The following is a 17,572-nucleotide window of genomic DNA, read 5'->3' as shown; positions in this document are numbered from 1 at the left end:
AAATTATTATTTAACAAACTGGTACAAAACCAGAAAACAAAAATTTTTCGACGGGCTTACGCCCGTAAAGAACGGTGTTCCCCGAGCAAGGGGAACACCGGACGTTTTGTCGCTTCGCTCCCGCTTTGACGCTTTGCGCGGCCGATCATGCTACTTCGCTTATCGACTTGAACGCAACGGCGCTTGCCGCCTTGACGATCCGGCCGCGGAAGGCCAGACGAGAACCGATGTACGGGTACGTACTCGAGAAATCGGAACTCGCATACGACATCGAGACACCGCCATTCGGGTTCGCGTAGCAGTTGCCACGATAAACCACACGGCAGGCTGCGGTGGATATGTAGTAGATATCACAGTAGTGTGTCGAGGAAGAACCCGAAACGGAACCCACAGGAATCACATCCATGTACTTGCCATGCACTATGGCCGTTATCCATACGCCCGAACTTGTACAACCTTTCACCATGCGGGTCGTGCCGTCAGGCATCCAGATGCGCCATTTGCCGGCGTTGCCGCTATCATTGGGAAGGTCCACACCGTCCATCATGTCATATTTATGCCCGTAGATATCCTCATAGCCAAGGCAACAGATATTGTTCACCTGCGTGACAGTGGCACCGCCGTAATCGTCCTCACCGCGGTACCAGGCATACTGGTGCACGACACCGTCGATAAGCGAGTTCGTAACGTTGGGATTGATACCGTGTGCCTCTTCGTAACCGATGGTATCGGTCATGCCGCGCGAAGCGGTGCCGCCGGTGACGCGGTTGTTCGTATGCTGGCCACCACCACATTGTTCCTGGCTGTCACGACGGCCATACTTCGCATAAAACAGGTTGGCGATACGAGAGTGCATCAGCGCGTCAATCTGCTGCATCCCGCGCTGGACAGAGTAATAATGGAAGTCGGCCCAGCTCATGCTCGCGGTAGTGCTGCCGCCGGTGATACAGGCGCGCAGCTTGCTGCCGACGACGCTGCTGCCGACAACCGCACAAAGATGCTCGTCGTTGGCAACCCAGTCGGGTTCCATGTCCTCGATCCGGTCGGAGTTGGAAAGGACTACCTTGTCGAACTCCGCGGTGTTCAGTATGGAGAAATGCAGCGCAGTGGCACCGGCAGGAACGTCGGCGATCAGGTACATGCCCGCCTCGAACTTGTTGGAGAGGGTCGGAACTACAATGGAACTGACAACGGCACCGGTATTGTCAGTGAATACGCTGCCCACAAGGTTAGTACCGGGAACGCTCGGGAAACGCACGCGCTTGTGACCGCTGACGTTTACCTTGCAGACGGAATACGTGGTGTCGGTGCTGTAGCTGTTCGCAAGCGTGTCCTTGCCGCTCATGATCTTACGGCCGTTCAGGTAGCCGCCCGCCCCTTTGATGTCATCCAGCGTGAGGACATCGGCATCCGGGACGGAGGGCATGTCATCCTTGCCTTTGCTGCTGTAGCAGGAGTAATGCTTGCCGTTCAGGTGATCGTTGACGCCCTTGCTCCAGAAAAAAGGCTCGAACATCATCCAGTCACCCTCGCTGCCGTCAAGTTTGGCCGTGCTGCCGTCGGCGTAATAGTTGGAGTTGCTGTCGTCCAGCGGGTAATAGGTCATCTCACCGTCCGGGTTGTTCACCGTCGTATCGACATTCGCGATGGTCACGTTGCGGGTCGTGGGCTTCCGCGTCATTTTCGCAAGTACACGGTGACGCTGTTTTAGAATGGCGGCGATATGCCCGCTCGTCCTGTAAGGCGTACCGTACTTGTAACCTGTCCTGTTGTCCGGGTTACTGATATTGGCATCATCGGCCACATCGTCATCGGACTCGATCATCGTGTATTCGGGCTGGAGGATATTCAGCTCGGGAAAATGGGCTTTCAGGGCCGCATACTTTTCGTCCTCGATGTAATTGGTAAGATATACCGTACCAACCAGCGCGCATGTGTCAGTAGCGTTGCCTTCAGCGTCCACGCCGCCCATCTTCACGAAACGGTTCAGCCACGTGCCGTCGTCCTCACGGTCGATACCGGTCACACGGATACGCTCCACGCCGGAACAGCGGTTCAGAAGGGTTTCCCAGTTCAGTCCCGGACAGCCGTCCACGATAAGCGTCTTCACCTTGCCATAGCTCTCCAGTGTGAGGCCGCCCGTGGTCAGTTTGCCCAGGTATTCCAGTTTCAATACGGTCAGTGTGCCGGGGAGCCAGGCTCTCGTCAGGGGGGCACCCTTGGCGAAGGTCACGCTCTGAACCTGCGTGCCACGCGCGTCAAGCTCTTCCAGTTTCGTCTGGTTGCTGAAGTCGAGCTCGGTGCTGGTGTTGCTGCCGGTCTTGGCCTGGGCCTGGTTGCGCACGTTCACCTTGCGCAACTGGCGGCAGCTGCCGAGGTTCAGCCACCAGCCCGTCGAACCGGTGGAGGGGCTTTGCAGGTTCAGCTCGCGCAGTACGGTGCACTTGCCAAGGTCCAGCCCGTTCTTCAGGCGGTCCGAGGCGCCGGTCATGTCAAGCACCCTCATGCGGCTTGCCCCGTAGATACGCAGGGGGTCGTTTACCGTATAGGCGCCAGTGATTTGCAGGGTGGCAACCTTGCCACCCTCCACGATGCCGGTATTGGATATGTTCGGACTGTTGTTCGTGCCGTAACCGAAGGCGTAAACCTCCCCCGCCGTGATCTTCACCACATCGGCGGCATCGGAGGCGGTACGGGCCATGTAAAGGTCGATGTTGTCACTTGTGAAATTGCTCGTGCCGTATTTGGCGTCCAGAAGGGCGAAACGGTTCTTCACGAAGTAACTGCGGTGCGCGGCGTTGCTGCCCTGAAGGGCGTAGATGAACGGCCATTTCTTGCCGTAAACTTCCTCCATGTTCGGGCGAATATACTTCAAATAACCGCTCTTGTTGTACGCGCGGTCGCTCCAGTTGCCCGCCTGTTCGACGTCAAGCATGGAAAGCACGCGCTCGACCGTCATTTTCGCGCGGTAAGCGGCGGCGCAGGTTTTCAGTTCGTCCTGAAGGTTGGCCAGCACAAGGTTCCAAAGCCAGCTCTCGCGACCCTCGAAGGCGTATTTCCCGGCTTCCGCGTCCCACGTGTCACGGTCGAGCGTGTAGTCGTAGGCAAGGAAACAGTCGTTCCTTTTGGCAAGCTGCGTGTCGCCGTCGTAGTAGGTGGTGTACCAGACCAGGCCGTCCCAGGTACGCAGGAGGATGTTCTTCGCACGCTGGTCCACGCTCGCGAAGTAGTCGGTGTGCACATAGTAGGTCAGCAGGTGGGCCATGTCAAAATACTGCCCGGCCTCCGTCTTGAACTTTTCGCTCACAAAGGTGCCCAGGTCATCCGCGGTGGCGTTTGCTGGGACACATGAACGGATCCAGCCGAAAAGGCGTTTCAGCGCGGACTGTTGGGCCGTGTTCAGGCCGGCCCATTTCACATCATCCGGGTAGTTCGTTTCAAGGCCCGCGTCGAAACCGGCGGCAAGGTCAGCGTCGCTGGAGCTCTGGAAAAGGCAGACCTTCTCGCCGTTGTTCAGCGTCTCCAGCGTCATCGGGCAGGCGGGAGTATAACCTTCGAGCCCCTCCATGCCGAACAGACGGCCGCTCCTGCTCTTCTCGTTGTTGAAGTTATACTGCCCGTAGTAAGTGCTCTCTCCGTCGGCAGTCTCGGCGCTGAACACGTCGATGGGGAAACCGTCGATGCTCTGCCGGATGTTGACGGCGTTCAGGTCGCCGCCCGCCTGCTCTAACTGGTAACGCTGCGGAGGGGTCAGCAGGCCCAGTTCAAGCATCACGTCGTTGTACAGTTTCGCCACGCCGGTATTCAGCGACATGGACGAGTCGGAGTAGTCGGACTTCATGCAGAACAGGTCCATCGGGATGCTGCCGGGACGCATCATGTACCTGTTGCCGCCAAGCGGGTCCGGGACACCGTTGATCTCGAAACTGAGGTTCGCGCCGCCCTTAGTGTGGTAGATGCGGATGTTCTTGCTCGGGTATTTCGTGGAACTGGTACCCTGGATGCGGATGTAGCAGTCACGGAGGACAAAATCGTACTCCTTGCCGAAAGGGGACCAGAAATAGACGTCGGCGATGAAGTCGGTCTTCTTGTTGTTCGTCTCGTTCACCTCGTCAAGGCCGCCCTTGCGCACGATACGCATCACGCCCTTCCCCTTGGCGCGCAGTTTGTCGATGTCAACGTCACCGCTGCCGCCCAGGATGTCGTTCTCCTCGTACAAGCGCATCATGTCGTCGCTGCTGTCGGCGTCCACCATGCGGTTGTCCAGGAGCTCGTCGTCACTCAGGGCGCGGTTGTAGATGCGGATGTTCTTCAGCTCCACGTCGGCGGAAGAGCTGTCAATGGTGATGCCCGCCGGGGTGTCCTGGCGGAAGTAGTAGCTGTTGTCGTAGATGTCAGCACCGGCACGGTTGCCGTTCACGTAAAGTTCCATCAGGCGGCCGTCACCGCGTTTGCCGATGACGAAGGCGACCTTTAGCCACTTCTCGGGGGCGAACTTCGTGCCGATCTTGATTTCACGGCTCGCGTCCTCGCCGTCCTCGTTCGTATAGTGCAGGATGGTGCCGGTCTTGATGCTCGCCTCCTCGCTTGTGACGCTAAGGCCTTTCCCTTTGTCCATGCAGCTGATCACCTCGGCCTGGCGGTCCGTCACCCCCGATACGCGGAACTCCATCTCGATGGTCGCGCCGGTGGCGCCGGCGTCATCCTTGAAAAGGCGGTAGCCGATAACGGCCTTCGCGCCACCGGTCAGTTTAAGGCTCTCACCCGTCCAGCCATTAGAGCTCCAGTCGAAGCCCTCGAAGGTGGTCTTCACACCGTTGTACTCCCACTGTGCCGGGTCACTCTCCCCATTGCTGCGTCCGGAGGGGCTCAGCTTCACCTGGAGGCCGTAGGTTGTCTCGCTGATATCGATGCCGCTATCAGCCACGTCAATGTGGAAGGTGTAGGCGGTAGCCCCGACCTTCAGCTGCATCTTCTGGCGGCCTTCCTCAGTGAAGCGGTTTCGGTAGGTCTGGGCCGTACGGGGGACGCTCACTCTTTGGAGGAGCGCGTCGTTCCGGTAAATGTCCACACTCACCGGGGTGGTACCCGGGTCGTAGGCGGCAAACTTGAACTCGCAGTTCTCGTACCGCCCCACCTCGATGACCGGGGAGAGATGGTCGGCGCCCGTGAAGATACGGCCGTCCCGGTGGGTGACCATCAGACCCACGTAGGGGATGCTGCTGCCGCTCTTCAGGATATCGATATAAATGCTCTCGCTTTTGAGCGTCAGGCCGTCACCGGCATCCATCTCGGCAACCATCTGGACGGTATGCCGCCCCACCGCCAGGGAGGACATGGAAAGGGGGAAACTGCTGTTCGTGGTACCGCTGCGGGTGACCGTGTGGGCGTTCTGCTGCTTGCCGTCAACGTACAGCGTCACCACTTTCGTTCCCGTACCGCTTACGGCGTAGGGGATGTTCACGGTCTCCTGCGCGCCATAGCCGCCGGAACCCAGCCCGGAGGCGATATTGTAGCTGCTGGAAAGGGACAGGGTCACGCTCCGCACGCTCACATAGGCCTGTCTCTTCTGCGCCTTCCCGGTCACTGGGTCGGTGGTCTCGGCTATCACATAGATATCGCTCGTGCCGGCAAGGAGGTATTTCGTAAGATCGAGCGTGTACGTGCCCTTGCTCACGTCCTGGGAAGTCTCCGAATAGGTGGTGGTGGCACCACGCTTCACCTGGACGGTAATTTTCGCTTTCTGACCGGTACTCTCGCCCTTCTCGTCACCGCTGCCGTACTGGTGGTCATAGGTATAGGTAAGCCTTACAGTGTCACCCTCTTTGACGGTGGGCTTGTCCACGTCCGCGCCCAGAATGATTTTCGTGGTGCCGCCCTCCCCACCGCTACCGCCACCGCCGGCGGGGATGTCGAAACCGGTCACCTCGACACCGCTTTTGTTCTTCAGGCTCACGTGGACGGTGGTCTCGTCATCACTCAGCTCGGCGGAACTGTCGAAGATGGTACTGGCTTCCACCTCGCCCAGTTTCGCCGCCACGGCGCGGTTCTCGACCGGGTTCGTGCTTTCGGCGTTCAGGCTCTCGTCCACCTCCACCTTCTCGATGGTCAGGCTCACGTTGCCCTCCGCGTCAGGGATCTGCTTCTCGCCGTTCACCGTCAGGCTCTTCATCGTTCCGGCACCGCCGAAGTCCTCCCAGCTTGCGGGCTGTTCCCATGCCGTCAGGCTTGTACCTACAAATTGTTTCGTCTCCCATCTGCCCTGCGCGGCCTCGTAGGTGATGCAACGGCCCTTGTGCCGGTATTTCACGTTTACGGCGGTGATGGCCGTCTCCAGGGTATAGTAACCGTTCTCCAAGGGAACCTCCTCCGTCACGTTGTACGTGTTGCCGCCGCTGCCCGTACCGCCGGGGATATCGGTGGAGGTGATTGCCTGCCCGTTACGGTCCAGGATGGTCAGCTTCACCGTGTCGTTCTTCTCGTCAGGAACGGCCGTCATGCTACCAACCAGGCTGCCGTCCACGGCTGCGGCGGCATCCTCCGCCTTCTTGGCGGCGGCGGTGGCCGTACCGGCAGCGGCATTGGCGGTTTCAGCGGACCTGTTTGCGGTACCGGCGGCGTTCGTCGCGGTCTGGGCCGCATTGGTGGCGCCGGTCGCGGCATCATTGGCCTTCGTGGCGGCAGCGTTCGCCGTGGCCGCAGCATCCTCCGCCGGCTTCCGCAGCAACGCAACCGGCGCAAGCACGACATCCTGCCCCCGCATCGCCGGAAGGCTCTTGATGTTGTCCAGCGAGGTGACCTCGACCAGTTCATCGACACTCTGGCTCTCCGCCTTGATGGAGTTCAGGATGTCCTTCTTCAATTCGTTCTTTTCCGATTCTGTCAGTGCCATAAATTATTCCTCCTTATCCTTCTATCAGTTGTACAACCTGTGAGTAACAGCCGGGAGTCAGTCCGGAAACAGCTTCCTTTATCAACACAGCATCTTCCAACGTGATTTCAATCTCACCGCCAGTATCCATTATCCGCATACAAATGTGATACGCACGCATCTTCTTGCCGTTGTCGGTCTGCATATTGCCACTCGGACGAATACCTGTCCCGTTGAAAAGGCACTGGGCCACGATATGACCGATTACCTGAGGGTTGCCATCAACCAGCAGGGGTTCACCATTAAAATCCTTAAAATCAGTATTAAAATTTACCTTCATAATTACATGATATTAAATACCCGACATTTTGACAACGATACCATTGACAACTTCAAGGGTATAATTTTTAATTAGAGAATCATTCTTCACAGACCATTTGAAAGTTCCGGAAACACCCTTCCGGTAAGTATAGGTCCCGTCACTGCCCAAAGTCCATTCCGTACCATAATTATTTGAAAGGATGTCGCCACAATATACCGCACCGTTCACATGTACGCCCCCGTCAAAAAAGCCGGCATAAGAATTGGAACTTACAGGATAACTTTGCACGGATGACTTGCTGGAAGCATAAATGGCGGCGCCGCCCATATTGGAACCGACAACCTTCACTCCGAACCGCCCCTGAGTGGCGGCATTGAAAGCGACATCCACAATCCCCTCCGTATTGGTCTGGGACACTCCAAGTTTCAAACTGCGGGAATCGTTGCCAAAGTAATCGCTTGCTTTCCAGAACAAACGGCCGGACTCTATCGTAAAACCGCCAATTTTACCATCTTGGGCATAAACGGTCCCGTATATTTTTGCATTGCGAGTCTCAATACTACCATCTTGCAGGATCTTAAAATTGTTGTTAGCCGTAACAAGCCCCTCAAGAGTAATGTAGTCACCTTTGATTTTTATACCGTCACCGACAACACCTACAAGGGATTTTAAATTTCCGTCACCGTCAATGGCGTACAACCCGGAATATTTGGAAGTAACCATCAGCCCTGTCTCTTCCAACATATTCTCATCCTTATCAAAGACAGCCGCCGAAATTTTTACCAGACGCTCCGACTGCTCGAAAAGAGTTTTATAACGGTGCGCCAGGGATTCAACGCGGTCAGTCGAGAGAATAAGCATGTACAGGTAGATATCACCGGTAAAAGACAGTTTGAAGTCTCCCGTACCGTTCCAAAGGCCGTTACAGGTATATTGTACGTAACCATCAGTCACGGTCAGTTCCTCTTCCACCTCCATCGAGTTGAAGTTGGCGAAACCCGTCTTGTCCACGTTCTCGAATGTCACGCGCAACGTGCCGGCCTTGGCACAACGGTAAAAGAAGGTCAGGAACACCGGGACGGCTTCTTTCTCCCCGCTGTCGTTCTCAGGCATGGAGGGGATACTTTTCAGATTCTCACGTTTCTGGAGGATGTACTTGTTACGGATGCGGACAACCGTACGGCCGTCATCCTCGGTCACGCTCGCGCTGTCACCCTTCTTCGTCAGGACATTACCGTTCGCCCAAATCCACCGGTTGCCCACAAGGAAGAACACCGTCTCGTTTTCCGTGTTCCATTTCTCCAGACCGGCATCGAACGATGGATTGTTCAGGTAGCCTTTCTCCGTGGCGAAGTCGTTCCGAAGGGCGGTCACCACGCTGGTGATACGTCCCTCGACAATCTCAAACTTTGTCTTGATATCCTCACCCGTCACCAGAAGGAACGTACCGCGCAGGTAGGCGTTGTCACTGTAAAGTCCGTTGCCGTGCGGCTGGTTATCGGCGGGGAACCAGTCATCGCTGATACCGTCCAGGTTACCCAGGCGTGCGCGAAGGCAGCCGGTGAAGTTTTTAGCCTTCACACCGTCCATCACATCCAGACGGGGCTGACCGTCCCCGGTGGCGGATATCAGGATCAGGTTCTGCCGCAAAGGGTTATCCGTATTGCCCATCAGCACGCACTCGTCACCAAGTTCAGGAAAGGAGCCTGAAAATTCATCCTCACCCACGAGGATGGAGTTACCCTCTGTCGCCGCAACCTCCACCCAGTAACCTTTCAGGCTGCCGCCGGTAAACGTGGCGCAACGCATCAGGTCATGGGCCTGGAAACTGTTGTCCTGCTCGAAAGTGATTTTCCAGTACCCGTCCTCCAAAAGGGCGGTCTTTATCTTACCGTTGGCGGCACTGACACAAAGCTGCCCGCCAACACTGCGCACCTTCTCGATAAGCAGTTCCAGTACCACCATGACCTGGCGCACCGTCAGCTTGTCGATGGTAAGGTGTGATAGTGCGTCCTCCATCCACAGACGCCAGCCCTCACCGAAAAGACCGTCCACGAACTGGGGGCTGCGCAGAAACTCACGCACGACAAGCGTCAGCAGTTCGGCGTTGCCCTTGCCGTCGATGCCGCCGTTCTCCTCCTGACCGATACCGATACCTTCCTCAAAGGTGATTTTCTTTTTCGCACGGTCAGCCTTCTTCTTGCTCAGGTGTTCGGCCTGGCTACGCCGGGCCGAGAAAAGGTTGTTGTCGGTGGGAAGCGTATTGTCCCAGCTCCGGATGATGTCGGGAAGGTTCGAACCGGCCGTTTTGGTATAATTCCTCACCTCCTCGATACTGCCCTTCAGGCTTTCCATCACGCCGGTGGAAAGCGCGTCACCGATTTCGAGGTCCACCTGCGAGGGAAGCGCCACCTTACGCGTGATTTTTGTGATACGGCTGGAACGGAAACCCGTTTCCGGGAAATATTCCGCGCTCTCCAGACGGACACGGCGGCCGGGATAAAGGTCTATCCTGTTACGCTCGACATACACGTGGTCCGTCGGGCCCTTGTACACGGAAACGTCGATGGCGTTCTCCGCGTTGTATTTGTTCACCGCCGTCAGGTATTCCTCCTCGGCAAGCGCGTAGTATTCGTCAGGCATGCGGATATTCCAGAGGATATACCTGTCACCGGTTTTCGGTATGAGGTTTCCACCGGGAAGCTGCGTGTCGTCGTCATACGGCCAGATGGTGATGATCTCGAACTCGCGGGTGTCACTGTCGAAGTTCACCTCGAAATAGTAGGTGCCGTCCTCTTCCTCGCCAAGGCCGGCAAGTTCGCCCCCTTCCTGGAAGGAGACGCGTTTCACCTTGCCGGCAAGTTCGTAGGTGTTGGGATCGAAGTTCAGCGTGTCATCCCGGAAATACCAGATCACGAACGGGTGGCCGTCCTCATCCGTCACCTGCGCACTGCGCACAGAGGTCACGGTACCCACGCGACGAGGATAGATATCGGCGAAAGCGTTCTTCTCGTAGTGATGGTGGATGCCGTACTTTTCCGTGTTCACATCCACATATTTGGCACCGTCCGGAAGCTGTAGCCGGCTATGGCCGTATTTTTCCGGATCGATGTTCCGGGAACTGCCGATCGGGAACAGGCGGGTGTAGAACTTCGCGCCGTCGGCCTTGTCGCGGGAGAGTTCCGTCAGGCCTTTCCCATATGCCAGGGAGACCTCCTCACCATGTTCGCAACGGCAGAGATTCACAGTCTGTCCTTCCACCCACCACTCGGCGCCCGGTACTTTGCCGGCGAGTTCCTTCAGCGCGTCGGGGCAGTACTTCCCCTCGTAGTCGATGACCACGTTCTCGGTGCCTTCCACGCGGCCCACCTTCCAGTCGGTGACACCGCCCATACCGTCATTGATAGATTTCACGATCAGCGCCATGTGCTCCCGCGGCGGAGCGGTCAGCGTGAACACCGGTTCCGGGTCGCCGTCCACCACGTTCAGGACGAGGAAACGTCTCATCAGGCTCTCGATGCCGTAAAACTTCACGTCGTATTTCCACTCCTGCGTGTTGCGTTCGTCCGGCAGGTACCGTTCCTGAAGCCAATAACGCTCGCCCTCGAAATCCACGTAGTCGTTCACCTCCAGCGCCACATACTCGTACAGGGTGAAGGAGAGCGTCAGCACGTTGTCCGACTGGATCGCCTTCACCTGCGTTGAGCTGTCGTCCGGGGAAAGGACCGCCTTCGCCTGCCTGTTACTGTCATATACCGTTAAAAGCATGTTCGAATGGTGTTTAAATGATAGGTTCGGGTTCACGGAATTTCACCTTGAAGCGGCCGGCCTGCACGCCTTCCCGCCAAAGGTAGGTCAGCGGGGTGAAACCGGGACACTCCAGGTAATGCACGCGTAGTGTCAGATCCAGCTGCGGGAGATACAGCGAAAGCCACCCTTTATCACCGGTTTTCAGGAAGGAGATGAAGGACATGTATTTCTTCAGCCATCCCCCTTTGTCCGGGGCGTAAAGTGCAAAGGTCAGCGTAATGTCCCGCGCCTCGTTGGCCACTGCCAGGCAGTCGGAATATTTTTCACCGTTCTCCTCGCGTATGTCCACGGCGGTGTGCGCTTTCGTCTTGCTCGCGGCAAGGATGGCCTTCAGGTTGTCACGCCCGCCGCGCTTCTCTTCGGTCAGGAATACGCCGTATTCCGTCCAGATATCGGTGCCGTTCACAAGGAACAGACCGCCCATGATTGGTTCCATGCTCATGATGATTTCATTCTTAGTCCGTCACGTATGATTCGTTTTATATCTTCCTTTATCTCGTTGAGGAAACCGGCGCTTTTACCGGTATTCTCCGCGATCTTTGCCAGGTGGCCCTCGGCGCTGGCCATGCGGCCCGCCACGTCCTCGGTCTTCTCGTCAATGCTCACCCAGTGGTTCAGCCCCGAGGTGAACATGCCCTCCAGCTTCGTGCCCTGGTCCTGTGACATGGCTGCGAAGCCGCCGGCGCGGCCGGTCTGCATCGTGGACTTCTCCTCCTCCGTAATGCCGGCAGTGTCAAACATCTCCTCCTTCTTGGCACGGGCAAGCTCGAAAATATCACTGTAATGGCCGCGCAGGGTGTCGGCTTCCTCCTTTGACAGGATGCCGTTGCTCATGAACTCCGCGAACGTCTCCTGCCATTTCTTCAACTCGTCCGAATAGGTGCCGTTCACGATGGACTTCAGGATGGCGTTCTCCATGAACTCGTCCACGCTCGCGATCACGTCCTTGGAGTCCGTATCGAAATCCTTCAAAAGGTCCTTCATACCGCTGCGGATACCGTCGAAAGAGGTGTCCGTGATGGCTTCCTGCCATTGCTGCTGGAGTTCCAGCAGCGTGTTCGCGTCAGAGACGTACTCGTCAAGCCACTCGCTTTGGTCGTACTTGCCCGAATGGAGCTTCTCCCAGATGTCGGGAAGTTCCTGGAGCCGGGCAAGCTCCTCGGGGGAAAGCCTCCAGAGGGAACCGGTATCACGCACCGATTTGCCCAGGTAGGCGGAAACCGTGTCCCAGTCACCGCTGCCCATGGCCTCGCCGATATAGTAATTGTTCGAGTGGTGGGCGGAATGATAGCCCATCTTCGCCTCCAGCATCTGGCGGTCGTTCTCGATTTTCTGCTTCTGTTTGTCATAGGCGCTCCGGTAGTATTCGGTGGAGCGTGCGCCGCCGGAGCTGACCATCTCGTCGGTCAGCTTCTCGATGGCGGTGGTCAGGTACTTGTTCGATTCGGTCAGGCGGTCCACCAGCGCGTTCACCTCCTTGGCGTTGCCGTGCGAGGAGAACAGGCCGAAGGTCACCGTGTCCAGGATATCCCTCACCCCGTAGAACAGGGAGCTGCCGATCTGCGTGAACAGTTCACCGGAAAGGATATTCTTCAGGATGCCGTTCACAGCGTCGAGAATGGAATCGATAAGGGAACTGACGATATAGCCGATGCCATCCTTCAGCACGTCAAGGATGGAAAGCACCGCCGCGATGATCTGCCCGATGATGCCGCCGTTTGAAAACGTCTCGGCAAGGGTACTGCCCACGCTGCCCATCACACCGTCCATGTTCTTCGTCGCCTCACCCAATTTGCCCAGTCCTTGGGCCACGCCCGCAAGTGAACCGGATTTTAGACTCTGGAGACCCTCGGCAAGGCCGGTAAGAGATGAAACGGCATTCGTGCTGGACGTGCGCAGGTCCTGTGCCGCCTTGTCGTTAGCCTCCGTCAGGGCGGCCACGCTCGCCGAGGCGGCGTCGAAAGCCTCCCCGGCGGTGGCGACCAGTTCCTCCGCCTCCTTTATGGCGACAGGGTCACTGCTTTCCGTGGCTTTCTTCAGTCTCTCCTGGGCGGCCGCCAGTTCATCAGCGGCGGCCTTCTCCCTTTCCTTGGCATCCGTCAGGTCACGCAGCATCGTCTGGTAGGCGGCAAGGTCACGGGAGACATCCTTGAACATGTTCCGGTTGATACCGCCCGCGCTCCGGTCCTCCAGCTTCGCGATCAGTTCGCTGATCACCTGTTTGTCCTCGGCGCCGGCGTTCTTATACTCGTCGGAGGCGGCATATTTCCTCAACTTTTCCAGCGTGGGACGCAGCTGCTCTTCAAGCAGCCCGCCGAAGTTGCCGAAAAGGCCGTCCCAGTCGATATCCGCCTTCAGGCTGGCAATCTCGGCAGCGGCAGTCTCTTCCTTCTGCTGACGGCCGAGGCGTAATACTTCGCCATAGTTGCCCGCTTCCTGCGCCTTGCGGATTTTCTCCGCGTATTCCTGAGCAATAGCCAGCTTCTTCTGCTGGTATGTCCCGTATTCCTTCAGGTAGTCGAGCATCGACTGGCGGGCGGCGTCATTTTCCTCTCGGGTCACCTTTGCCAGGTCGCCGTCACGTGCCGCCGCGGCCTTCTCACGCGCCTCCTTCAGGGAGGATTCCTGCTCGCCGGTCAGGCTACCCTTCTGTGCGTCCTTCCACTTCTTCTCCTGGGCGGCAAGTTCGGCGATCTCCTTGTCATAGTTCAGGCGGATCTGGCGGCGGCGTTTCTCGCCGCTCTCCTTCAGAAGGTCGATTTCTGCCTGGCGGTTCTTCATCTGGAGCTTCAGAAGTTCCGAGGCACGCTGCTCTTCCGACTGTTGCTCCTTTTTGGCGGCATTCGGGTCGGGTTTTGCATGGTCACCCAGGTCGAACTCCTTGCCGATATCCAAATATTCCTCCTGGAGCTTCCGGGCTTCAGCCAGATAGCCGTCGCGGACTTCCTCGGCCTCACGTACGGCCTTTTCCTTGGCCTTTTCGTTATACTCCGATATCATGGACTGCGCGTCCACCTGCCCGTACGACTCGCTCTGGGCCATGTAAAGCCCCATGCGCGCGAACCAGCCCATGGAGCCGTCCACGTCTTCCGGCTTGCTGGCCTTGATCTCGTTCACCTTCTCGTCCGCCTCGGTGGCCTTGTTCACCAGGCTCTGCACCTTGGCCTGGAGGAAAAGCATCTGGATGTATTTCTCACCCTTTTTCTGAAGGATGTCATACCACTGGGCGACCGTGTCGTAATACCCGAAACTCTCGCCGTACTTGCGGTTCAGTTCCTCCACCTTCGACTTTTCCTCGTCCTTCGTGCCTGTGAACTTTTTCAGGCTTGCCAACGTGCTTTCAATCTCGAAACGGGTCTTGATCATCTGTGCACGGCCGTCGGATTCGATTTTTACCATTTCCCGGGCTTTCTCCGCCGCTTTCTCCTGCGCAGTGGAATATCGGTCCCAGGCAACGACAAGTCCCGTGATAACGGCCGAAAGCCCCAGCGTAAGCGTGGCCATCAGGACCTGCGCGGCACCGGTGGAAATACCCAGAGCGACAGCCAGCCGGGTATTGGCGGCCGTCAGCAGGTTCTTCATCTTCACGACCGTCACCAGGCGGAAGGCGGAATCCTTGTTCAGGGTATTGAATACTTGCTGGAGCCCCATCGTGATGGCCATCACGCTCTGGACACGGGTCTGTATCCTTGCCAGGTTCTCGTTCTCCGAGGCGAAAAGCGACAGCGCGCCGGTGGCGGTGGTGAACAGCCCGGCAAGGCCGCTCACGCCGGACATGAAGCCCTGGAGGTTCGCATCATCGTTCGAGAGGATTTTCGTCTGGGTGTTCAGGTCGGCGAGCGTGTCGGAAAGGAGCGCGGCCTGCTGCGCCATCTTCCGGTACTCCTCAGTGTCCTGTTTCCCTTCCAGGCGCATGCGGGCCATGCTGTCCTGGAGCTCACGAAGCTGCATGGAAAGACGTTTGCTGCTCGCACGCGTCTTCTCCTGTTCTGCCTGGAGCCCGGCAAGGGCGCCCTTTTCCTCCTCAAGCGCCTTCTTCGCGGCGTTCAGTTCATCCAGGGCGGCCACCTTCGCCTTTCCCGGAGCGGCACCCTGATAGGCTTTCTCCAGCGACTTGATGTCGCTTTCAATCTGCCCGATGACTTCCTTCTGTTCCCGGATCTTGTCGGTCAGGCTCTTGCTACCGGCCGCGGCGCGTTCTTCCTCTAAGGAGATACGTTCGTATTCCTTACGGAGGTTACGGACGCTTTTCTCCGCCTCGCGGTGTTCCTTTTCAAGCCCTTCAAGGGCCGCACGCTCTTCTTCCAGGACCTTGCGGCAGGCTGTCACATCGGCGGCAAGTTCCGCCTGCGCCGGGCCGGGCTTCATGTTCTGGAGCTGCGTTTCCATCCGGTGCAGGTCGGAATTCACCCGGTCGATGACCTTCCTCTGCTCCAAGATGCGGGCATTGATGGCAGCGGCGGCCTTCTCCGACTTCTCGGCAAGGATATCAACCGCCAGGCCGGCCTTGTCAAGACCCTTGCTCAGGTTGTCCTTCATCAGGAATTCGATTTCTACGGGCTTCATCGTTTACAGTTCTAAATTGCTTTGAAAAAAATTCACTATGTCACCGGCTTCACGGGCGGCGGATTCAGGATCAATCCCACCGTCACCGCCTTGCGGAACTTTGGAGTCAGCTACTGACCGGCGGACATAACGCGGGGCGTCAGACAGCATCAGGATGAGCGTCTGGTAGTTCACCTTCTCCAGGATGTACTCCACCGTCCAACCCGTGGCGCTCGCGATGTTCCAGATAAAACCGAAGGGGCTATGGGAACCTTCAAACTCGGTCCTTAACTCCCCTTCCTTCTTTGGCTCAGTCTCAGTTTCATCGGGTTCGCCCGATCGATCGAGCTGATAATACTCGTAAAAGACTCGCTGCCCATCAGGCTGATGAACTTCTCCAGGGCGCCCATCAGGAAACGGTACTCCACAGCCTCACGCAGGAACCACGCCACGGGCCGGACAAGAAGACGCCGGCTCACCGGGCCGCGGCAAAGGGTATGGGCAACCATCCGGGAAACCTTGACGCCGTTCTGTGCCAGGAACTCCAGACGCTCACGCCCGGAAAAGGCGGAAACCTCCTCGGGGGAAACGCCCATCGAGAGGTAGAGCCTCACGATGCATATCTGGCCGGCAAGACGCGGGCGCCGCATGGTCACCCTCCACCGGACGGGGCGTTTCATGAAAGGCAGGCGCCATTCCTTCAGCGGAAGGGAGACACCCAGGTCAAGCAATGCCTCGGACGCCTCCCTCTGCACCTTTCTCGCTTCACGCTCGTCCATGCGTTAGCCCTCCACTGCCGCGGTGTCATTGATTTCGTAAGGGGAAGAGCCGTCCTCGGGCTTGTTCACCTTCAGCTGGCATTCCAGCTTGGAAACCTCCGTCAGCGTCAGTTTCCCGCCGAGGTTCGCAAGGATAGTACCGTTCGGGATGGACATCGTCTGCCCGGATACGAACTTGATGGTCCAAGGACCGGAAAGGTTTACCAGTTCAATCGGGGCCTTCCACCCGGTCGGAGCATCCGCCGGCCCTACAAGCGTGCCGCCCAAAACGGCCTTGATATTTTTATAGTCCAGCTGGATAAGGTTGAACGTAGGAGATACCTGGCCGTTCTTCTGCAAGAGCGTCAGCACGGGAGCGTCGGGAACCTGCTCGGCTTCAATATCGACACTCTCGGGCTTCGTGCCGCCCCAGTCCCAGCTGCCCTTCTCGATCCAGCCGATAGTCATGGCGCCGAACGTAACGACGGCGATGCCATAAATGAAATTCTTATTATTTTTCATACAGTCGTCTCTTTTTTAAAAAGGTTGATAATATGCCGGATGCCACACCGGCGATAAAGGCAATGAGGGCGATTTTAACGGGATTAAAACGCTGTTTGAACTCCGTTTCGGAAACTTCTGAAACACTCACGGTATCGCCCCGGATACGTGTCAGTTCCTCCTCATACCAGAGGACCAGACGCTGGAGACTGTCACAGGTGGAGGTCACTACCAACGTGTCGCCTCTGGACGTCACATCCACGCCCGCCTGCCCGTTTTTACCATGATAGGAGGCACCGGCAGGAAGCGCCAGCAGGTCAGGAACCGGAATTTTCAACGTCAGCACCGATGCCGGGAGGCCCGCCATCACCAGCCCCCGACGCCCGGACCTTGCGCTGTCCGCGCCTGACGCGGTTTTCACCGTCGTCAAGCTCCGGGTCTGTTTTCGGGAGCTCGCGCAGCTCATGAAGGACAGGGCAGTCAGCACGGTGAAGGCAATCATTTGCCCCGTCAATAGCCTTGCGCAAACGCGCCATCTCTCTTCGTGTCGCACTAAGTTCTTTTTTTAAGGGTTCTACAATATTCTCGATCAGGATACGCGTGGCGTGCTCCGTGTTGTCTATCCGCACGGTCTCTGCGTCGGCTTTCGCCTTTTCCGCTTCCGCCTTCGCCTTCCTGACCGTGGGGCCCAACGTTACAAGGGCCGTCAGAGCGGCCAGAAGGCCGCCGCCAAATATCCAGTTCAAGAGTACGCTCGTGTCCATG

At 57.5% G+C, this 17,572-nt stretch carries 10 protein-coding genes; all 10 read right to left on the bottom strand.

Annotated features, from left to right (window positions below; all coding sequences use genetic code 11):
- Positions 1-145 precede the first annotated feature (145 nt).
- The 10 genes from NSB03_RS06255 to NSB03_RS06215 are packed head-to-tail and all read right to left on the bottom strand — an operon-like array spanning position 146 to position 17,571.
- A complete protein-coding gene (locus NSB03_RS06255) occupies positions 146-6,892 on the bottom strand; it encodes a LamG-like jellyroll fold domain-containing protein (protein WP_257466289.1) in 6,747 nt (2,248 codons plus the stop codon).
- 13 nt (positions 6,893-6,905) lie between these two features.
- The gene (locus NSB03_RS06250; RefSeq protein ID WP_024987809.1) at positions 6,906-7,211 is read right to left on the bottom strand and encodes a hypothetical protein; all 306 of its coding nucleotides are present in this window, start codon (positions 7,209-7,211) and stop codon (positions 6,906-6,908) included.
- Positions 7,212-7,223: 12 nt separating this feature from the next.
- Positions 7,224-10,961 (bottom strand): hypothetical protein, encoded by a 3,738-nt coding sequence (locus tag NSB03_RS06245; RefSeq protein ID WP_257466288.1) that lies wholly within the window; start codon positions 10,959-10,961, stop codon positions 7,224-7,226.
- 13 nt (positions 10,962-10,974) lie between these two features.
- Complete coding sequence (locus NSB03_RS06240; RefSeq protein WP_024987808.1) at positions 10,975-11,439, bottom strand: hypothetical protein; 465 nt, start codon at positions 11,437-11,439, stop codon at positions 10,975-10,977.
- Positions 11,440-11,441: 2 nt separating this feature from the next.
- Complete coding sequence (locus tag NSB03_RS06235) at positions 11,442-15,569, bottom strand: coiled-coil domain-containing protein (protein ID WP_257466287.1); 4,128 nt, start codon at positions 15,567-15,569, stop codon at positions 11,442-11,444.
- A 3-nt stretch (positions 15,570-15,572) separates the two neighbouring features.
- Positions 15,573-15,797 carry a hypothetical protein gene (locus tag NSB03_RS20745; protein ID WP_024987807.1) on the bottom strand — a complete coding sequence of 75 codons (225 nt, stop codon included), beginning with the start codon at positions 15,795-15,797 and terminating at the stop codon, positions 15,573-15,575.
- Positions 15,798-15,835: 38 nt separating this feature from the next.
- On the bottom strand, positions 15,836-16,327 hold the full coding sequence (locus NSB03_RS06230) for a hypothetical protein (RefSeq protein ID WP_024987806.1): 492 nt from the start codon (positions 16,325-16,327) through the stop codon (positions 15,836-15,838).
- Between the two features lie 3 nt (positions 16,328-16,330).
- Positions 16,331-16,828 carry a hypothetical protein gene (locus tag NSB03_RS06225; protein WP_024987805.1) on the bottom strand — a complete coding sequence of 166 codons (498 nt, stop codon included), beginning with the start codon at positions 16,826-16,828 and terminating at the stop codon, positions 16,331-16,333.
- Positions 16,818-17,153, bottom strand: a complete 336-nt coding sequence (locus NSB03_RS06220) for a hypothetical protein (RefSeq protein WP_257466286.1) — start codon at positions 17,151-17,153, stop codon at positions 16,818-16,820. Before NSB03_RS06220 ends, NSB03_RS06225 begins: the two co-directional genes overlap by 11 nt.
- Positions 17,125-17,571: a hypothetical protein gene (locus NSB03_RS06215; RefSeq protein ID WP_024987803.1), complete on the bottom strand. Its 447-nt coding sequence runs from the start codon at positions 17,569-17,571 to the stop codon at positions 17,125-17,127. The genes NSB03_RS06220 and NSB03_RS06215 overlap by 29 nt, the downstream gene beginning before the upstream one ends.
- Position 17,572: the final 1 nt, after the last annotated feature.

The sequence above is a fragment of the Bacteroides acidifaciens genome (assembly GCF_024623065.1).
In the GTDB taxonomy this organism is placed as follows: domain Bacteria; phylum Bacteroidota; class Bacteroidia; order Bacteroidales; family Bacteroidaceae; genus Bacteroides; species Bacteroides acidifaciens.
The sequence above is the reverse complement of the archived record's forward strand: the minus strand, read 5'-3'. Positions and strand labels throughout refer to the sequence as shown.